Raw genomic sequence first — 14610 nt, forward strand, 5'->3', positions numbered from 1 at the left:
GGCAGAATTGTTTATGGCGAAGGATTACTGATTGCTCATTTTAAAATTAGTTTATGTGAGCTTAAGAACTGTGGGTAATTTTTGTTTAGGCATAAATCAAATTATTGATGAATAATTAATCAGCTAATTGTCAATATAAAGACAAGAAAATTGTTAATCAACCTTCGCTAAGGCTATTTTTCTATCTTTGTTGCCAGCTTTTACAATAACATATAAAATGAAAAAAAGTGCAATCATTGGTCTAATCACCATCGCAATTTCTGTGGGGATTTTATTTAGTTTGAACGCAAACACAGATACCTATTCCAATTTTAAGGAAGCATCAACTTCGGGTAAAGAGGAGCATGTAATGGGCTACTGGGAAAAATCAATGGGCATGTATTATGATGCTGTAAAAGACGCTAATCACTTTGGTTTCCACATGAAGGACGAGAAAGGCGAAATTCGTGAAGTAATTTACAATGGAACGAAACCCCAGGACTTCGAAAAATCTGAAAAATTAGTACTTATCGGTAAAATGGATAAGGACAAGTTTTATGCCTCTAAAATTTTAATGAAATGCCCATCTAAATACAACGATAATTTAGTTGAAATTAATAAAGATGGTAAGGTGGATACCGTGAATCAAAACGGCGAAAAAATATATAAATAATTTTAATGGATATTCAATTTGTAGGCGAAAACCTGTTGCCGGGTAAAATCGGACAGTTTTTTATTGTGTTGGCTTTTAGTGCATCGTTACTTTCAACTTTTGCATATTTTTTTGCCAGTCGCAAAGAAAATTTAGAAGATAAATCTTGGCGTAATATTGGTAGAATTGGATTTTTAGTAAACTGGGCCAGTATTATTGGTATTGGTGCAACACTTTTCTATCTTATTCTTGGTCACTTCAATGAATATAACTACGTTTATTTTCACTCTTCAAAAGAGCTTCCAATCTATTATATTGTATCTGCATTTTGGGAAGGACAGGAAGGAAGTTTTTGGTTGTGGGCTTTTTGGCAATCTCTTTTAGGCGCACTTTTAATTTGGAAGGCCAAAACTTGGGAGCGTCCGGTGATGACTGTTGTCGCTTTTTCTCAAGTGTTTTTGACATCCATGATGCTTGGCGTTGAGATTTTCGGCGAACGTATCGGAAGTTCTCCTTTCATTTTATTAAGAGATGCGATAGATTTAAAAGCAATGGCACCTGTTGTTTTTGCTAATCCAGAAAACTTCGCAAAATATTTAACATTTATCACCGATGGAAGGGGATTAAATCCACTGTTGCAAAACTATTGGATGGTTATCCACCCGCCAACTTTGTTTTTAGGTTTCGCCAGTATGGTTGTTCCTTTTGCTTACGGAATTGCAGCACTTTGGCAAAAACGATATAAAGAATGGATTAAACCTGCTTTGCCATGGACACTTTTTGCGGTTATGGTTTTAGGTACAGGTATTATTATGGGTTCGTTCTGGGCGTACGAGGCATTAAATTTCGGTGGCTTTTGGGCATGGGATCCTGTAGAAAATGCATCATTAATCCCGTGGTTAACTTTAATTGGGGCAGTACACGTAATGATTGCTTATAAAAATACTGGCCATGCTTATTTTACAGCAATTGCATTGGTTTTTTTAAGTTTTTTATTGGTGCTTTACGCATCTTTTTTAACCCGAAGTGGCATTTTGGGCGATACATCCGTTCACTCATTCACCGATATGGGAATGTTTGGTCACCTGATATTGTATAATGTAGTATTTGCAGTTCTGGCAGCTTTTCTAATTATTAAACGATGGAAAGATTTGCCAATTACTACAAAAGATGAAGAGACTTATTCTCGCGAGTTTTGGATGTTTATTGGTGCATTAGTGGTTACCGTTGCCTGTATTCAGGTAATATTTTCAACATCTGTTCCGGTTTTTAATAAAGCCTTCGGAACAAACTTTTCGCCGCCAATTGATGCAGTGAAATACTACAATCAATGGCAAGCGCCATTTGCAGTCTTAATTACTTTAATCTCTGGATTTTCTCAGTATTTAAAATACAAAAGAACCGATCCTCGCAAATTTTACAGCAGCTTAGTTTCTGTGATATTATTTTCTATTGTGATCACCGCTGGATTGGTTTACGTTGCAGATATCTATACCAACACCATGTATATTTTAATTACATTTAGTTGTTTGTTTGCAGTATTTTCAAATGCAGCTGTTCTTTATCAAGCATTTGGAGGCAAAGTGAAATTGGCTGGTTCTGCAATTGCGCACATTGGTTTTGCATTCTTAATTTTAGGAGCGTTAATTTCTGCGGCTACAAATAAGCCGCTTTCTATAAACGCCAACAATTTTATTCCGGTTAAGGATTTCGAGAAAACGGAAAAACCTGGTGAAAACATTATGTTATACAAAAACGAGCCTAAACAAATGGGCAAGTACACGGTAACATATGTATCAGATACCACTCAGTTACCTAATACAATTTATACACTCAACTTTAAGGTTTTAGATAAGGAAGGTAAGGTTAAGGAAGATTTTAATTTACATCCTCATGTTCAGGATAATGAGAAAATGGGATTGATTGCATCACCAGATACAAAACATTACCTCACTTATGATGTATATACGCACATCACCAGTGCAGCCATTAAAAAAGAATCTCACGATGACCATGAAGGTCATTCGGATGATGAAAATTATAAAGCGCCAAGAGTTGTTAAGGTTTCGGTAGGGGATACCATTCATACTTCAAGCGGTATTGTAACGGTAAAGGCATTAAATAACAAGCCAATGGCCAAAGATTTAGTATTGGCACAAGGTGATTATGCTGTAGGCTTGCCATTGGAAATTAATGCGGCAGGTAAGATTTACACTGCAGAACCTATGTTTTTGATTAAAGGAAATAACACTTTCGATTTTGCTCGTAAAATTGATGAATTGGATTTAAAATTCCGTTTTGCTCAAGTGTTACCCGATGAGAAAAAGGTTGAACTTCAAATTTTTGAGAAACCACAACAGGCTAAAGATTGGGTAGTTTTTAAAGCCATTGAATTTCCTTTCATCAATTTATATTGGGCTGGTACTATTATTATGGTTGTAGGTTTCTTACTGTCCATTTTTAGAAGAAGAAAAGAAGCCAAAGTGGCATAATTGGATGAATATTGTTTTATTGGGATCTGGAAATGTTGCAACTCACTTAGCTAAGGCTTTAAATGCCAAAGGTGAACAGGTGTTGCAGGTTTATAGCCAGAATCTTTTAAATGCAAAATTATTAGCCAAGCAATTAAATGCCGAAGCCATTGATAATTTAGCTCAGGTTGATCAAACCGCTGATTTATATATTATTTCAGTAAAAGATGATGCAATTGAGCATGTAGCAACTTCTTTGAAGAATGTAAACGGTTTGGTGGTTCATACATCCGGCACAACAGATATCAGCATACTCTCATCACATGTAAAAAATGGAGGCGTATTTTACCCATTGCAAACATTTTCCAAAATTAAAGCGCTTTCATTTGACGATGTTCCACTTTGTATTGAAGCTAACGATGATAATCAGCTGCAAATATTAAAGGATCTTGCAAATAAATTGAGTGATCAGGTATATGAATTGGATGGTGCAAAAAGAAAAGTATTGCATTTGGCGGCAGTTTTTGCATGTAATTTTCCAAACCATTTATTTGCTATGGCTCATAAAATTTTGGAAGAGAATAATTTAGATTTTAATATCATCAGACCCTTAATTGCTGAAACGGCAGATAAGGTGATGGATAATTTGCCCGAAAGTGTGCAAACTGGTCCTGCAGTGCGGAACGATGAAAACACTATGAATAAGCATTTAGAGATGTTAGAAAACAAACCTGACATGCAGAACATTTATAAAACTATAAGCAGCAGCATAAAATTAATGTCTAAATAGCATTATTACCGCTTTTGCTTCTTACTTTTGCAAAATAATTATGAGCATTTTTAAACTAAAAATAAATTTCGAAGAAGCAGATCACGAATCTATAGAATTACCTATAGCTGCAGGAGAATCTGTTTTGGATGTTTGTCTGGATAATGGAATCGACCTTCAGCATAATTGTGGGGGTGTTTGTGGTTGCAGTACGTGCCACGTTTATGTTACTAAAGGAATGGATAATATTGAAGAAATTTCTGATAAAGAGGAAGATTTCATCGATAGAGCCGTTCGCCCACGAATTACATCACGTTTGGGTTGCCAGTGTGTTATTATCAATGGCGATATTGAAGTAACCATTCCAGATCAATCTGGATTTATGGGACACTAGTTTAGTCGGAAGTCTTTAGTCTGGAGTCCGAAGTCCGAAAATATTAATCTTCAGCCTAACAACTTTTCAACCTTCGACCCACAAACATTCTAATACGAATTACCCAACATTACAACTTAAAATAAAAACATGAACAACGATAAATTTGCTTTACCTTTTTACTGGAACGATTATGAAGATATTGCTATGTCTTTATATGAAAAATTTGGCGATGAGTTTGGCGAAACCAAAATTTACCGCATTCGCTTCACTGAATTGTTGGAGTGGGTGTTAACCCTTCCAAACTTCAAAGGTACACGCGAAGAAAGTAGCGAAGGACACTTAGAGCAAATTCAATCTGCCTGGGTTTACGAGTGGAGAGATAATCAAGATTAATTGAGTAATGGGTTGTGGGTAGCCAGTTTACCTTCAACTTTCAATATTTAACTTTCAACGCTGGATGTTTCTCCAAAAACTAAAAGATATAACCACTTTCATATTTGATGTAGATGGTGTTTTAACCGATGGTTCTGTTCAGGTTAATAATAACGGACAATCGCTACGCACCTTCAACATTAAAGATGGTTATGCCTTGCAGTTGGCTGTAAAACGAGGCTATAATGTTTGTATAATCTCTGGTGGAGATGGTATCGCGATGGCTAAGCGATTCTCAAATCTTGGAATAACTGATGTTTTCTTAGGTACAGGAGATAAAGTTTCAATATTTAATCAATACCTTTTAGATAAGAAGATCACTGCAGGAGAGGTGCTTTATATGGGCGATGATATTCCTGATTTAAAAGTGATGAAATTGGTAGGCTTGCCCACTTGTCCGGCTGATGCCGTGGATGAAATTAAAGCCATATCTACATTTATTTCTCCCTATCAGGGAGGTAAAACCGCCGCTCGTGATATCATCGAGAAAGTAATGAAATTGCAAGGCAAGTGGTTTGATGAAAATCCAAATGCTGCCGACTCCGGCAAGTAATTTAACTCGCGAAGTTTAAAGGTTTTCGGGTAAAAGAATTTCGATAATTTTTTATTCAGGTATCCTTAAAAAAGTATACACGGCGCAAAATTCTTCTAAACTTCGCAAGCCTGCATTTGCAACAACGAAGTTACAACTGTGCGTTAAACTTTTGATTTTAGATTTACTCCAACAAGTCTAAATTTCAAAACAAAAAACATGAAAAAATTAATGATGATTTGTGCATTGTTATTCTCGGTAATAACTTATGCAAATGCGCAGCAAGGTGGCGGTCGTGGTGGTATGATGATGAAACCTGAAGATCGCGTAAAACAACTGGATGAAAAATTAAAGCTAAGCGATGAGCAGAAAACAAAATTAACCACTGTTTTTACTGAACAAGCAGATGCAATGAAAAAAATGCGTGAAGAGGCACAGGGTGGAGATAGAGATGCGATGAGAGAGAAAATGCAAAAATTCCGTACAGATGGCGATTTGAAGGTTAATGCTGTTTTAACTGAAGATCAGAAAAAACTGTATAAAACATGGCAAGATGAGCAACGTGCTGAAATGCAAAAACGCATGCAAGAACGTGGTGGAAATAACTAGTTTTTGTTAACAATAACTATTTTAAGAGCGGCTTTTTAGCCGCTTTTGTTATTTTAGCAATTCTAATGAGCAATATGTTAAAAAATGTCCCAATTATCCTAGCGTCTAAATCTCCGCGTAGGCAAGAACTTTTAGCCCTTATGGGTTTAAACTTTAAAGTTGAGCTTAGAGATGTTGATGAAAGTTATCCTGAACATTTAAGTCCGGCGGAGATTGCCGTTTATATTTCAGAACAAAAATCAAAAGCCTTTAAAGTGGGGGATGAAATTGTAATTACAGCCGATACAATTGTGGCGCTAAACGGAGAAATTTTGGGAAAACCAAGAGACAGATCTCATGCTCAGGAAATGCTTGCAAAATTATCGGGGAGCAAACATGAAGTTTATACTGGCGTAACGCTTGTTAAAGGCGATAAAATGTTTTCTTTTTACGATCGTACAGAAGTTTACTGTAAAGCCGTTACCAGCGAGGAAATAGATTTTTATATTGATAATTACCAGCCTTATGATAAGGCAGGAAGTTATGGTGTGCAGGACTGGTGGGGAATTGTAGTGGTTCAACGCATTGAAGGCTCTTACACCAATGTAATGGGTTTACCAACGGAAAAATTGTATAGGGAATTGCTTGAATTTATTTAAGTGGCTACTTCGTTAAATCAGCCACGACATCACTTTTATGATTAACAGCGTATGATAAAGCTGTTTTAACAAAATCATTCAAAGTCATTTTATATTGCGAAGCAGACATTGCCACCTGTTTGTGTAAACTTGAAGGAACTCTTACATTAAAAACTCCTTTGTAAGTTTTATCTGGAGATTTACCTAATTCGCGACAAGTATCCAAATAATCTTCTATAGCTTCAGAAAGGCCACTCTTTAATTCATTTACAGAAGAGCCCTCAAAGGTTATAAGATCATTTATTCCAATAACTTTTCCAAAAAACACTTCATCATCAGAATTGTAGTGGATAGAAGCGATATAATCTTTGTATTTTAAATTATCAATCATCTTAAAGTTTTCCTTTTTCTTTTAAATATTCTAAAACTTGGTCAATTACATAAGATTTTACAATTGGTTTAGGATGGGGTTTATGCAAACTCATAATATCTTTGTTTTTATTTGTAAATTTTCTCCTTGAACCGCCCGTTTTTCCAGTTGCCATTTCTTCAAAGCCATAAAATTTTAATACAATTACCAGTTCATCCCAAGATAAATCTCTTGGTTTAGTAAGGAATCTGGCAACTAGTTTTTCAATCTTACTCAAAATGTAACTGAATTATAGTTACAAATATGACTATTTTTTCTCTTATATGGAAATTATTCAATACATATAAAACATGATTACTTAAATGTTTTGGTCATTTTTCAAAATCCCTTTATGGAATGTAAACCCATTTTTCATCATGTAATCAAATACACAAACGATGAAAAACGCACAACCACAAATTAGCATAGCTGAACCTTGCAATCAAAATTGGGAGGATATGAATCAAAAAGACGGATTTAATTTCTGTCAGGCTTGTAATAAATGTGTAGTCGATTTTACTGGTTACAGCAATGCAGAAATTATAAAAACATTAGCCAGTGCTTCATCGGAAGTTTGTGGAAGGTTAACCGAGACCCAACTCAACCAACTTAATTATCACCTAGTAGTTTCACCCGCCAATAGAAGCTGGATGAAATACCTTGGCGTTTTAGCTATTGGGGTAAGTGTTTTCTCTCAAAATGCGAGTGCCTTAACTGTAAATCCAAAAGCAAAGATTGAGATTTCGAAAGATAAAGCAGATAAGTTCGACGAGAAAAAACCGATAACAATTAAAAAGATTAGCGGCAGAATTTTAGATGAGAATAAAAAGCCATTAGAGGGAATTAGAGTAATAATTTTGAATACCAAATATTATGCTTCTACCGACAAAAATGGCAATTATGAAATTAAGTTTATCAATGGAATTGGCATCGATAATAAAATTCTTTCCGTTCAAAGCGCCCGATTTGCTGGTAATTTGACATTAAATTATGCAACTGAAAAACAAGCTGATTTAGTTTTGAAACTAGAATCGATGATTGTTGGTCGCATTATGTACAATCCTAAAAAAGGGTAATAAAATTTTATAAAAAAGAAGCCAACGACCCCATTTTTAAATCGAAAGTGGAGAGTTTAAGTTGATTTATTTTAGCACGACCTAAAACATAATTGGTAATTAGCGTCGCCATTACGATCATATCAACTCTCAAAGGAATCATGCCTTTCATCTCAGCTCTCTCAGCATGGTTTTTATTTAAAAGTTCAATGGCAATTTCGATGTATTCATCAAAATTGAATGTGTATGTTCTGGTTTTCGTAATATCAATTTGATCGTTTTTCTTATTGATGATCAATTCTGCAAAGGTTTCGAAGGCTCCAGCAGACCCGATTAACGTTTTAGGCTGATATTCTTCACAAATAAGGAAGAGATCAGAAAGCTCATTTTGAATGTGAAGCAGTATTGCATTTTTATCTGAATCACTGATGGGGTCGGATTTGAAAAATTGTTGTGCCAAGCGGGCGGCCCCAATGTTGTAACTTTTTTTCCAGATGAGGTTTTGAGTATCACAAAGAATAAATTCTACACTTCCGCCTCCAATATCCATAATTAGAGATAAATCTTGAATACCCCCGCTTAATTTTACACCTTGGTAAATGAGTTCAGCTTCTTCATCACCACTAATGATTTCAATCTCAATAGCTGTTTTTTCTTTTACAACCTTTACAAAATCTTGTCCATTTTCAGCACTTCTAACTGCAGAAGTTGCAGTAGCTTTTACTTTATCAACATGGTAGTTTTTTATGGTTTTAGCGAAAGTTTCTAAACAATTAATGCCTCTTTCAAATGCATTAGGAATAATAATATTATCATTGATTCGGCCTTCTCCTAGTTTTACGGGAACATTGGTTTTGTAAAGTATATCAAACTTTTTTTGCTTTATTTCTGCAATAAGCAAATGAAATGTATTTGTACCTAAATCGATAAGGGCAATGCGCATATTTTATTCAAACGGTGCAAGGGTAAAACATTAATAGCAGCAAGAGCCAAATTTATTAAACCGGATTGAAGCGTTATCTCCCGATTCTTCTGCCGAACAGTCGGCACTGACATTGCATCGGGAATTTAGCGAAAAGCCGGACTACAGTAACCTAAAAGTGCTATGCTGGCTTTTCTAAATCAAAATAAATTTTTCAATCCATCGAATATGCTTTCGAAAAAGGTGCCAATATTTAGGCCGCTGCTGTGATTAAAGTAAACGAAAACCAAGAATGCAATTACTACAAATATGATAAGCTTTCTAAATGCAAAAGCAATAATTACCAACGCAATTGGAATAATAAAGAGCCATAGGCTGTTAATGGCGTACGGTGTTAAATCGGCATCTTTTTTATATACATAAACCAGTTTACTGTGCGTGCCGGTATCATTTTGGTGCTTAATATATACAAATGTTGATTTATCAATAGGAAGTGGTAAAACCGCTATTCCATCGTTAAATTTTAAAACCTGTGTAAAACCACTTACGCTAAAAGTATAGGTGCCATTAATATTTTCGTTGGGTACGTTTAGTGAGTCGGCTGCAATAATGGCCAATTTATTGTTTTTTAGCAGGTTTTCTTTAACCAGAAAATTATTGATGGCTGCCGTTTGTGCAAAGCCAAAAAAACCGATTAAACATAGAAATAACAGTAAGAAAATTCGTTTCATTCGATAGAACGTTTATTGTAAATTAAATAACCGATGTGTAATAATACACCATTTCTTTTAATTGCATCATTATATAAATTATAACTTAAGCTTACCGGGCCAACTGGTGTATGGTAAACCATGCCTGCTGTGGCTGCATATCGTATTTTGCTAATGGCTTTTGCGTAACTTATATCCTGAAAATTATTTAACTCAAATTCTTTATGTGGCAAAAATAAGTATCCTTCTAATCTAAAATCTAAATTTTTTCTAAAATTATAGATGTTCTTTATGCCGCCTGCTGCGTAGGTTGTAGCCCTAAATTTATCTAAAAAGAGCGATCTGCTGTCTTGTAATGGATAAAATGCAGGCGAAACCAATAGTGTAGAGTAATAGTTATTAAATAAAGGTTGATTGGAAATTACGCCTTCTACTATATAACCCAAAGTATAATTTTTTATATGAAGAAAATAATTTTCCTGCGTGAGTTTGATGCTTCCCCATTGACGTAAATTACTTATGCCAGCTGGTTTTGCAAAGCCTTGAATAGTTCGGTAAATATTGCCTGGGTTATAATTTTCGCGACCGGTAGTATAATTTACGCTTAGCGAAAAGCTTTGACCATTGGTGGCGTATTGTTTTCGGTTTAAAGAGTTTTTCTCCAAATTTAATGATCCTCTAAAGCCATTGAAGATGGTTTGATCTAATAAATCGCCAACAGCAAAGGTATTATTTGGGCTATATCGATCGTTATTGTTTATGAAATTGGCGTGAAGCACAACTTTAGTATTATAATTCAACGGTACACCCATCATCAGATCGATCTTCCTATCTGATTGCTCGATATAAATTGGACGCGGATTTTCGATAAAAATTTTACTGGTATTATAAAAATTCCAGTGATTATAGGTCATTTCAGCTGCCAGAAATAGCGGGAGCTTGGTTGGATAATCAATCCTTCCGTTAACCTGAACCGATTCATAAAACCTACCTGAATAGAAACTGGTGCCAAAAGTGTAGGCCTTTCTATTTAGATAATTATATTCTGCACCTAAAAACACATTGCTAATTGGTCTTGTAGATATATTTCCGCCTAAATCGAGTTTAAAGCTTTTTTTGGGTTGGGCAACCACTTCGAAAGTATAACTATCGCTAATGGCTTGGTAGGTAATTTTCGGATAGATGGTTTCAAAGGTTTGATCGGCAACCAGTTTGTAATATCCACGCTTAATATCTTGAAGATTAAAGGTTGATTTATCGCTTTTAAAAAGTCTTTCAACATACTTTTTCTGCTGATTATTTACACCGGAAACGATAATATTACTGAATTTTAAGTCGGGCTTACGAGAGTTAAATGCCGCTCTTCTCCTTTCTAATTCTACAGAGTCTACACGCTTGGATATGAGTGTTTTGATTCTAGGCATATCGGCCATGGTAGCATCGTAACCTTTTTTAATCAAATCTTCTACGGGAGCAAAATTGGTTACACTGTAATCTCCTAAATCTGGCTGAATGTAGATGCCGTTTTTACCAATCATTGTAGAGTCTGATTTAGATAGAAACATGTAAACCAGAAAGCGGTTCATTAATCGATCATCAATATTTTTAGGATATTCGTTATAGGTTTTAGAAGAAACATTTGCGCCAATAACGTAATCGGGATTAAATTCTTTCTCCATTACATCGGCGGGAAAATTATTGTATAAGCCACCATCAAAAACATATTTTCCATCTAATTTTATAGGTCTGTAGATAATTGGGACAGTCATGGTTGCCCTTACGGCTTCTGCCAAACTTCCTTTACTTACGGTAATGCTTTTTTGCGAAAGCACATCGGCAACCATACACCTGTAAGGCACAAACAGGTTATCGAAATTATCCTTAGATACAGCCGATGCCTGAGAAAAAAGTTCTAAAAAGGCAAAGTTTAATGGAATATCGTTAATGATGTTTGATCTAAAACTGAAATGGAAACCAGTGTCGATAGCCACTTTTGCTGTAAGCATGGAAGCATTGGGTGCATTTTTCTGAAAATAATAGGTATAATCACTGGTATATCGTCCGTTTACCCAATTTTGAAAATTCTTGCTTATTGCAATTTCTTCAATTTGTTTAGGTGAATACCCTGCAGCGTACATGGCGCCCACAATTCCACCCATTGATGTTCCTGTGATGTAATCAATTGGGATATGATTTTCTTCTAAAGCTTTAAGTGTACCAATATGTGCTAAACCCTTGGCACCTCCGCCACTAAAAACAAGCCCTACTTTTTGTGCGTGTAGTTTGGAACTGCACAAGAAGAATAAGATCAGCAAAAAGTTTTTAAAAGTTACCACTCTTCTAAAATAGTGTTTTCTTTTAAAATTAGTTCAACATGAAAATGTTATAAGTTAAAAATGATGCAAAACTTACCCACAGAATATATGGAATGAAAAGGTAGCCAGCCCATTTATCAATTTTATAAAATGTGATGGCATTGGCAATAATCACAATCAATAATATAATGATTTCGAATAGTGCAAAACCTATTTCGTGTAAATAAAAAAAAATGAACGACCAGCAAAGATTTAAAATCATTTGCATAAAGTATATGGCAAATACTCTTGGAAAATGAACGATTTTGTCGCGTTTTACCCAAACCAGATAAGCTGCAATGCCAATTAACACGTATAGGCTTGTCCAAACGGGTGCAAATAACCAATTGGGAGGGTTAAATGATGGTTTATTTAAAGTTGGGTACCATGTTTTAACAGATTCGGACGTGGCCCAACCACCCAAAGCACCTATGCTTAAAGTAATGGCAATATTTATAATAAATGCGACTGGCTTAAACTTCATTTTTAAGAATTTGATAGTAAACAAAAGGAAAAAGTAAATGTTTCATTACCGCCCGATACCTGGAACTACTGGTAAACTCTCATTTTCTTCTTTACTTACGCTTTGAACTGCAAATAAATAATTGTCTTTACTATAAGGAATTTTAAGTTCAGTTGCAGTAGTAAAAAATTTCTTTTCCCAAACGGAACTGCTGGTTTCACGCATTAATACATAATAGCCTTTTACGGTTCCATTAGCAGGTGCTTTCCAATATAAATATGATGAATTACTTAAGTTTTTCACATCGATTTTCACATCAACTGGAGTGGATGGTGCTTTGGCAAGATTTGCTAAAACAGCAATATTAACTGCCGTATTTTTTCGGAGGTATTCAAAATCCATAAACTCTTGTAAATCGCCATAACGAATGCCATTCTCAGTTCTTAAATCCTGATGTTGGTGCTCAAAGTTTTCATTCATTTCCGTAATTCTCACTGCCGGAAATCCATTTTCGACGAAAGGGGTATGGTCGCCACCACGTAAGAAACGGTCGTTTCTGTAAATCAGTTTAATTTCCAACTGATCTACATATCTCTCACCAATTTCTTTTACATAACGGGCCAATTGGCGGCTTTTTCCATCATTTTCCAAACCAAACTGACGGATTGATTTAGCATTTTTATCTAACTCATAACTTGGTAATCCTTCACTAAAAACCCTTAATCTGGTGTTATCAATAATTTGAGTTTCGCTGCTATTGTTGCTGCCAATCATATCGTTGTTTAACATGGCATCAATATTCCAGCCTTCTTTTTTTGCCTTGGCTGCCATAAAGCCAGAACCTAAAAGAGATTGTTCTTCGCCGCTTACGGCAACAAAAATAACAGTAGCTGGAAATTTGTATTTACTCATTATTCTTGCCGCTTCAATTACACCGGCAACGCCACTTCCATCATCATTGGCACCAGGTGCGTCGCTTGTGCGGTTCATCACATCGGTTACCCGGCTATCTAAGTGCCCACTCACTATATATACCCGTTTGTCGGTAGCGTCAGTTCCTTTTAAAATGGCTACAGCGTTTCCCAATAAGGTCGGTTGATCAACCCTTTTTCCATCAGGTTTAAAAGTAGTGGTATCCAAAAAGGCTGTTAATCTTCCTTCGCTTTGTTTTGCAAACTGATTAAACTTAGCCACTACCCAATTTCTGGCGGCCCCAATTCCTTTACTTTTACTTTTTATGTCGCTTAAAGTATTTCTGGTGCCAAACGCAACCATTTTTGTAATATATGATTTTAAGGAATCCTGATTAACGGATTTAACCATTCGATCGATATCTGCATTGCGGTTTATAATGGTTTGCGATTGAGCAGAAAAGCCGATAAAGACGAATAATAGACAGCTGTAAAATTTCTTCATTTTCGAGGAATAATTAATTGAGCTAATATATTGAATGATTATCAGAACTAATTAAAACCAGCGATTAATACCTGTAACATTTTAACAAAAAAGCCCTTTGATTTTCATCAAAGGGCTTAGTAATAAATTAACTTATGATTATTTTGCTATTGTAGCAACGCTATGTTTTTGTTTGTTACTGTTGTTCCAGTTTCCAAAAGCTTTTTTTGCAGATGCTTTGGCCGAAATTAAATCAATATCACCAGCAATGGTTAAAAAAGTTTTCTCTGGCGAAATCTGATTGTAAAAATCTTTTACATCAGCGAAAGTTAAATTGTTTATGGAGTTATTGTTTACGGTTTGATCGTAATCATAATCCTGCAATTTCAAACTCAATAATAGTTTTGTTTTGGCGGTATTAAATGTTTTTTCATCAATACCTGCATTTTGCAAAAGAGAAGCCATATCGTTTAGTTCTTTATCAAAACCATCAGCCGCAGTTGCTATTTTACCACTGTTATCATTAAATATTAAATTATTGCTTTTTCCAATGCTTTCATTTAAAACCGCATTAAGCAGCTCAACAATACCATCTTTCTTGTTCGAATATGCATTTTTATCTAAAGTGAAACTTGCGTAAGCTTTTGGAGAACGGTTGTTTTCAGAGATGATAATGTTCATTCCATTGTTTAATTTATAGGCAATAGGCTCTTTAAAAGATTGAGCATGTAAAGTGATTGATAATAAGCTTAAAAGTGAAAGTGTAATTGTTTTAATAGTGTTCATGATATTCTTTTATTTTTATGAATGATTTTCTGTCGTCAAAAGTATTTCTAAAAGCTTGACTGATAAATATCTTGTCGAT

17 protein-coding genes are annotated in these 14610 nt (G+C 35.1%); 9 read left to right on the plus strand and 8 right to left on the minus strand.

Annotated elements, in window-relative coordinates:
* Positions 1–217: 217 nt before the first annotated feature.
* The 8 genes from LUA91_RS18730 to LUA91_RS18765 all read left to right on the plus strand — a co-directional run bounded on the left by LUA91_RS18730 (position 218) and on the right by LUA91_RS18765 (position 6458).
* The gene (locus LUA91_RS18730) at positions 218–652 is read left to right on the plus strand and encodes a cytochrome c maturation protein CcmE (protein WP_231427637.1); all 435 of its coding nucleotides are present in this window, start codon (positions 218–220) and stop codon (positions 650–652) included.
* Positions 653–657: 5 nt separating this feature from the next.
* Positions 658–3123, plus strand: coding sequence for a cytochrome c biogenesis protein CcsA (gene ccsA / locus LUA91_RS18735; RefSeq protein ID WP_231427638.1), 2466 nt, complete (start codon positions 658–660; stop codon positions 3121–3123).
* A 4-nt stretch (positions 3124–3127) separates the two neighbouring features.
* On the plus strand, positions 3128–3892 hold the full coding sequence (locus LUA91_RS18740; protein WP_231427639.1) for a Rossmann-like and DUF2520 domain-containing protein: 765 nt from the start codon (positions 3128–3130) through the stop codon (positions 3890–3892).
* Positions 3893–3932: 40 nt separating this feature from the next.
* Positions 3933–4265, plus strand: a complete 333-nt coding sequence (locus LUA91_RS18745) for a 2Fe-2S iron-sulfur cluster-binding protein (RefSeq protein WP_231427640.1) — start codon at positions 3933–3935, stop codon at positions 4263–4265.
* A 129-nt stretch (positions 4266–4394) separates the two neighbouring features.
* Positions 4395–4640 (plus strand): Fe-S cluster assembly protein IscX, encoded by a 246-nt coding sequence (gene iscX / locus LUA91_RS18750; protein ID WP_231427641.1) that lies wholly within the window; start codon positions 4395–4397, stop codon positions 4638–4640.
* 64 nt (positions 4641–4704) lie between these two features.
* Positions 4705–5232, plus strand: coding sequence for an HAD family hydrolase (locus tag LUA91_RS18755; protein ID WP_231427642.1), 528 nt, complete (start codon positions 4705–4707; stop codon positions 5230–5232).
* 198 nt (positions 5233–5430) lie between these two features.
* Entirely contained in the window at positions 5431–5820 is a 390-nt protein-coding gene (locus LUA91_RS18760; protein WP_231427643.1) for a hypothetical protein, read from the plus strand.
* 74 nt (positions 5821–5894) lie between these two features.
* On the plus strand, positions 5895–6458 hold the full coding sequence (locus tag LUA91_RS18765) for a nucleoside triphosphate pyrophosphatase (protein WP_231427644.1): 564 nt from the start codon (positions 5895–5897) through the stop codon (positions 6456–6458).
* 4 nt (positions 6459–6462) lie between these two features.
* On the opposite strand, the gene LUA91_RS18770 is transcribed toward LUA91_RS18765, so the two are convergent.
* A complete protein-coding gene (locus tag LUA91_RS18770; RefSeq protein WP_231427645.1) occupies positions 6463–6828 on the minus strand; it encodes a type II toxin-antitoxin system HicB family antitoxin in 366 nt (121 codons plus the stop codon).
* 1 nt (position 6829) lies between these two features.
* Positions 6830–7084 (minus strand): type II toxin-antitoxin system HicA family toxin, encoded by a 255-nt coding sequence (locus LUA91_RS18775; protein WP_231427646.1) that lies wholly within the window; start codon positions 7082–7084, stop codon positions 6830–6832.
* A 160-nt stretch (positions 7085–7244) separates the two neighbouring features.
* Between LUA91_RS18775 and LUA91_RS18780 the strand changes: the two genes are divergently transcribed.
* A complete protein-coding gene (locus tag LUA91_RS18780; RefSeq protein ID WP_231427647.1) occupies positions 7245–7922 on the plus strand; it encodes a carboxypeptidase-like regulatory domain-containing protein in 678 nt (225 codons plus the stop codon).
* Between the two features lie 7 nt (positions 7923–7929).
* On the opposite strand, the gene LUA91_RS18785 is transcribed toward LUA91_RS18780, so the two are convergent.
* The 6 genes from LUA91_RS18785 to LUA91_RS18810 form a co-directional block, all read right to left on the minus strand.
* The gene (locus LUA91_RS18785) at positions 7930–8844 is read right to left on the minus strand and encodes an exopolyphosphatase (protein WP_231427648.1); all 915 of its coding nucleotides are present in this window, start codon (positions 8842–8844) and stop codon (positions 7930–7932) included.
* Between the two features lie 179 nt (positions 8845–9023).
* Positions 9024–9554, minus strand: a complete 531-nt coding sequence (locus LUA91_RS18790) for a hypothetical protein (protein ID WP_231427649.1) — start codon at positions 9552–9554, stop codon at positions 9024–9026.
* The gene (locus LUA91_RS18795; protein WP_231427650.1) at positions 9551–11848 is read right to left on the minus strand and encodes a patatin-like phospholipase family protein; all 2298 of its coding nucleotides are present in this window, start codon (positions 11846–11848) and stop codon (positions 9551–9553) included. The genes LUA91_RS18790 and LUA91_RS18795 overlap by 4 nt, the downstream gene beginning before the upstream one ends.
* 49 nt (positions 11849–11897) lie before the next feature.
* On the minus strand, positions 11898–12371 hold the full coding sequence (locus LUA91_RS18800) for a TspO/MBR family protein (RefSeq protein ID WP_231427651.1): 474 nt from the start codon (positions 12369–12371) through the stop codon (positions 11898–11900).
* A 45-nt stretch (positions 12372–12416) separates the two neighbouring features.
* Positions 12417–13766, minus strand: coding sequence for a M28 family metallopeptidase (locus LUA91_RS18805; RefSeq protein ID WP_231427652.1), 1350 nt, complete (start codon positions 13764–13766; stop codon positions 12417–12419).
* Positions 13767–13904: 138 nt separating this feature from the next.
* Positions 13905–14531 carry an insulinase family protein gene (locus LUA91_RS18810; RefSeq protein WP_231427653.1) on the minus strand — a complete coding sequence of 209 codons (627 nt, stop codon included), beginning with the start codon at positions 14529–14531 and terminating at the stop codon, positions 13905–13907.
* Positions 14532–14610 lie beyond the last annotated feature (79 nt).

The sequence above is a fragment of the Pedobacter sp. Leaf250 genome, assembly GCF_920984735.1.
Taxonomy (GTDB): domain Bacteria; phylum Bacteroidota; class Bacteroidia; order Sphingobacteriales; family Sphingobacteriaceae; genus Pedobacter.

Bases quoted from the DNA above. Each gene is read 5' to 3' on its own strand.
- LUA91_RS18730 (WP_231427637.1), top strand. From the start codon at position 218: ATGAAAAAAAGTGCAATCATTGGTCTAATCACCATCGCAATTTCTGTG.
- ccsA (WP_231427638.1), top strand. From the start codon at position 658: ATGGATATTCAATTTGTAGGCGAAAACCTGTTGCCGGGTAAAATCGGA.
- LUA91_RS18740 (WP_231427639.1), top strand. From the start codon at position 3,128: ATGAATATTGTTTTATTGGGATCTGGAAATGTTGCAACTCACTTAGCT.
- LUA91_RS18745 (WP_231427640.1), top strand. From the start codon at position 3,933: ATGAGCATTTTTAAACTAAAAATAAATTTCGAAGAAGCAGATCACGAA.
- iscX (WP_231427641.1), top strand. From the start codon at position 4,395: ATGAACAACGATAAATTTGCTTTACCTTTTTACTGGAACGATTATGAA.
- LUA91_RS18755 (WP_231427642.1), top strand. From the start codon at position 4,705: ATGTTTCTCCAAAAACTAAAAGATATAACCACTTTCATATTTGATGTA.
- LUA91_RS18760 (WP_231427643.1), top strand. From the start codon at position 5,431: ATGAAAAAATTAATGATGATTTGTGCATTGTTATTCTCGGTAATAACT.
- LUA91_RS18765 (WP_231427644.1), top strand. From the start codon at position 5,895: ATGTTAAAAAATGTCCCAATTATCCTAGCGTCTAAATCTCCGCGTAGG.
- LUA91_RS18770 (WP_231427645.1), bottom strand. From the start codon at position 6,828: ATGATTGATAATTTAAAATACAAAGATTATATCGCTTCTATCCACTAC.
- LUA91_RS18780 (WP_231427647.1), top strand. From the start codon at position 7,245: ATGAAAAACGCACAACCACAAATTAGCATAGCTGAACCTTGCAATCAA.
- LUA91_RS18785 (WP_231427648.1), bottom strand. From the start codon at position 8,844: ATGCGCATTGCCCTTATCGATTTAGGTACAAATACATTTCATTTGCTT.
- LUA91_RS18790 (WP_231427649.1), bottom strand. From the start codon at position 9,554: ATGAAACGAATTTTCTTACTGTTATTTCTATGTTTAATCGGTTTTTTT.
- LUA91_RS18800 (WP_231427651.1), bottom strand. From the start codon at position 12,371: ATGAAGTTTAAGCCAGTCGCATTTATTATAAATATTGCCATTACTTTA.
- LUA91_RS18805 (WP_231427652.1), bottom strand. From the start codon at position 13,766: ATGAAGAAATTTTACAGCTGTCTATTATTCGTCTTTATCGGCTTTTCT.
- LUA91_RS18810 (WP_231427653.1), bottom strand. From the start codon at position 14,531: ATGAACACTATTAAAACAATTACACTTTCACTTTTAAGCTTATTATCA.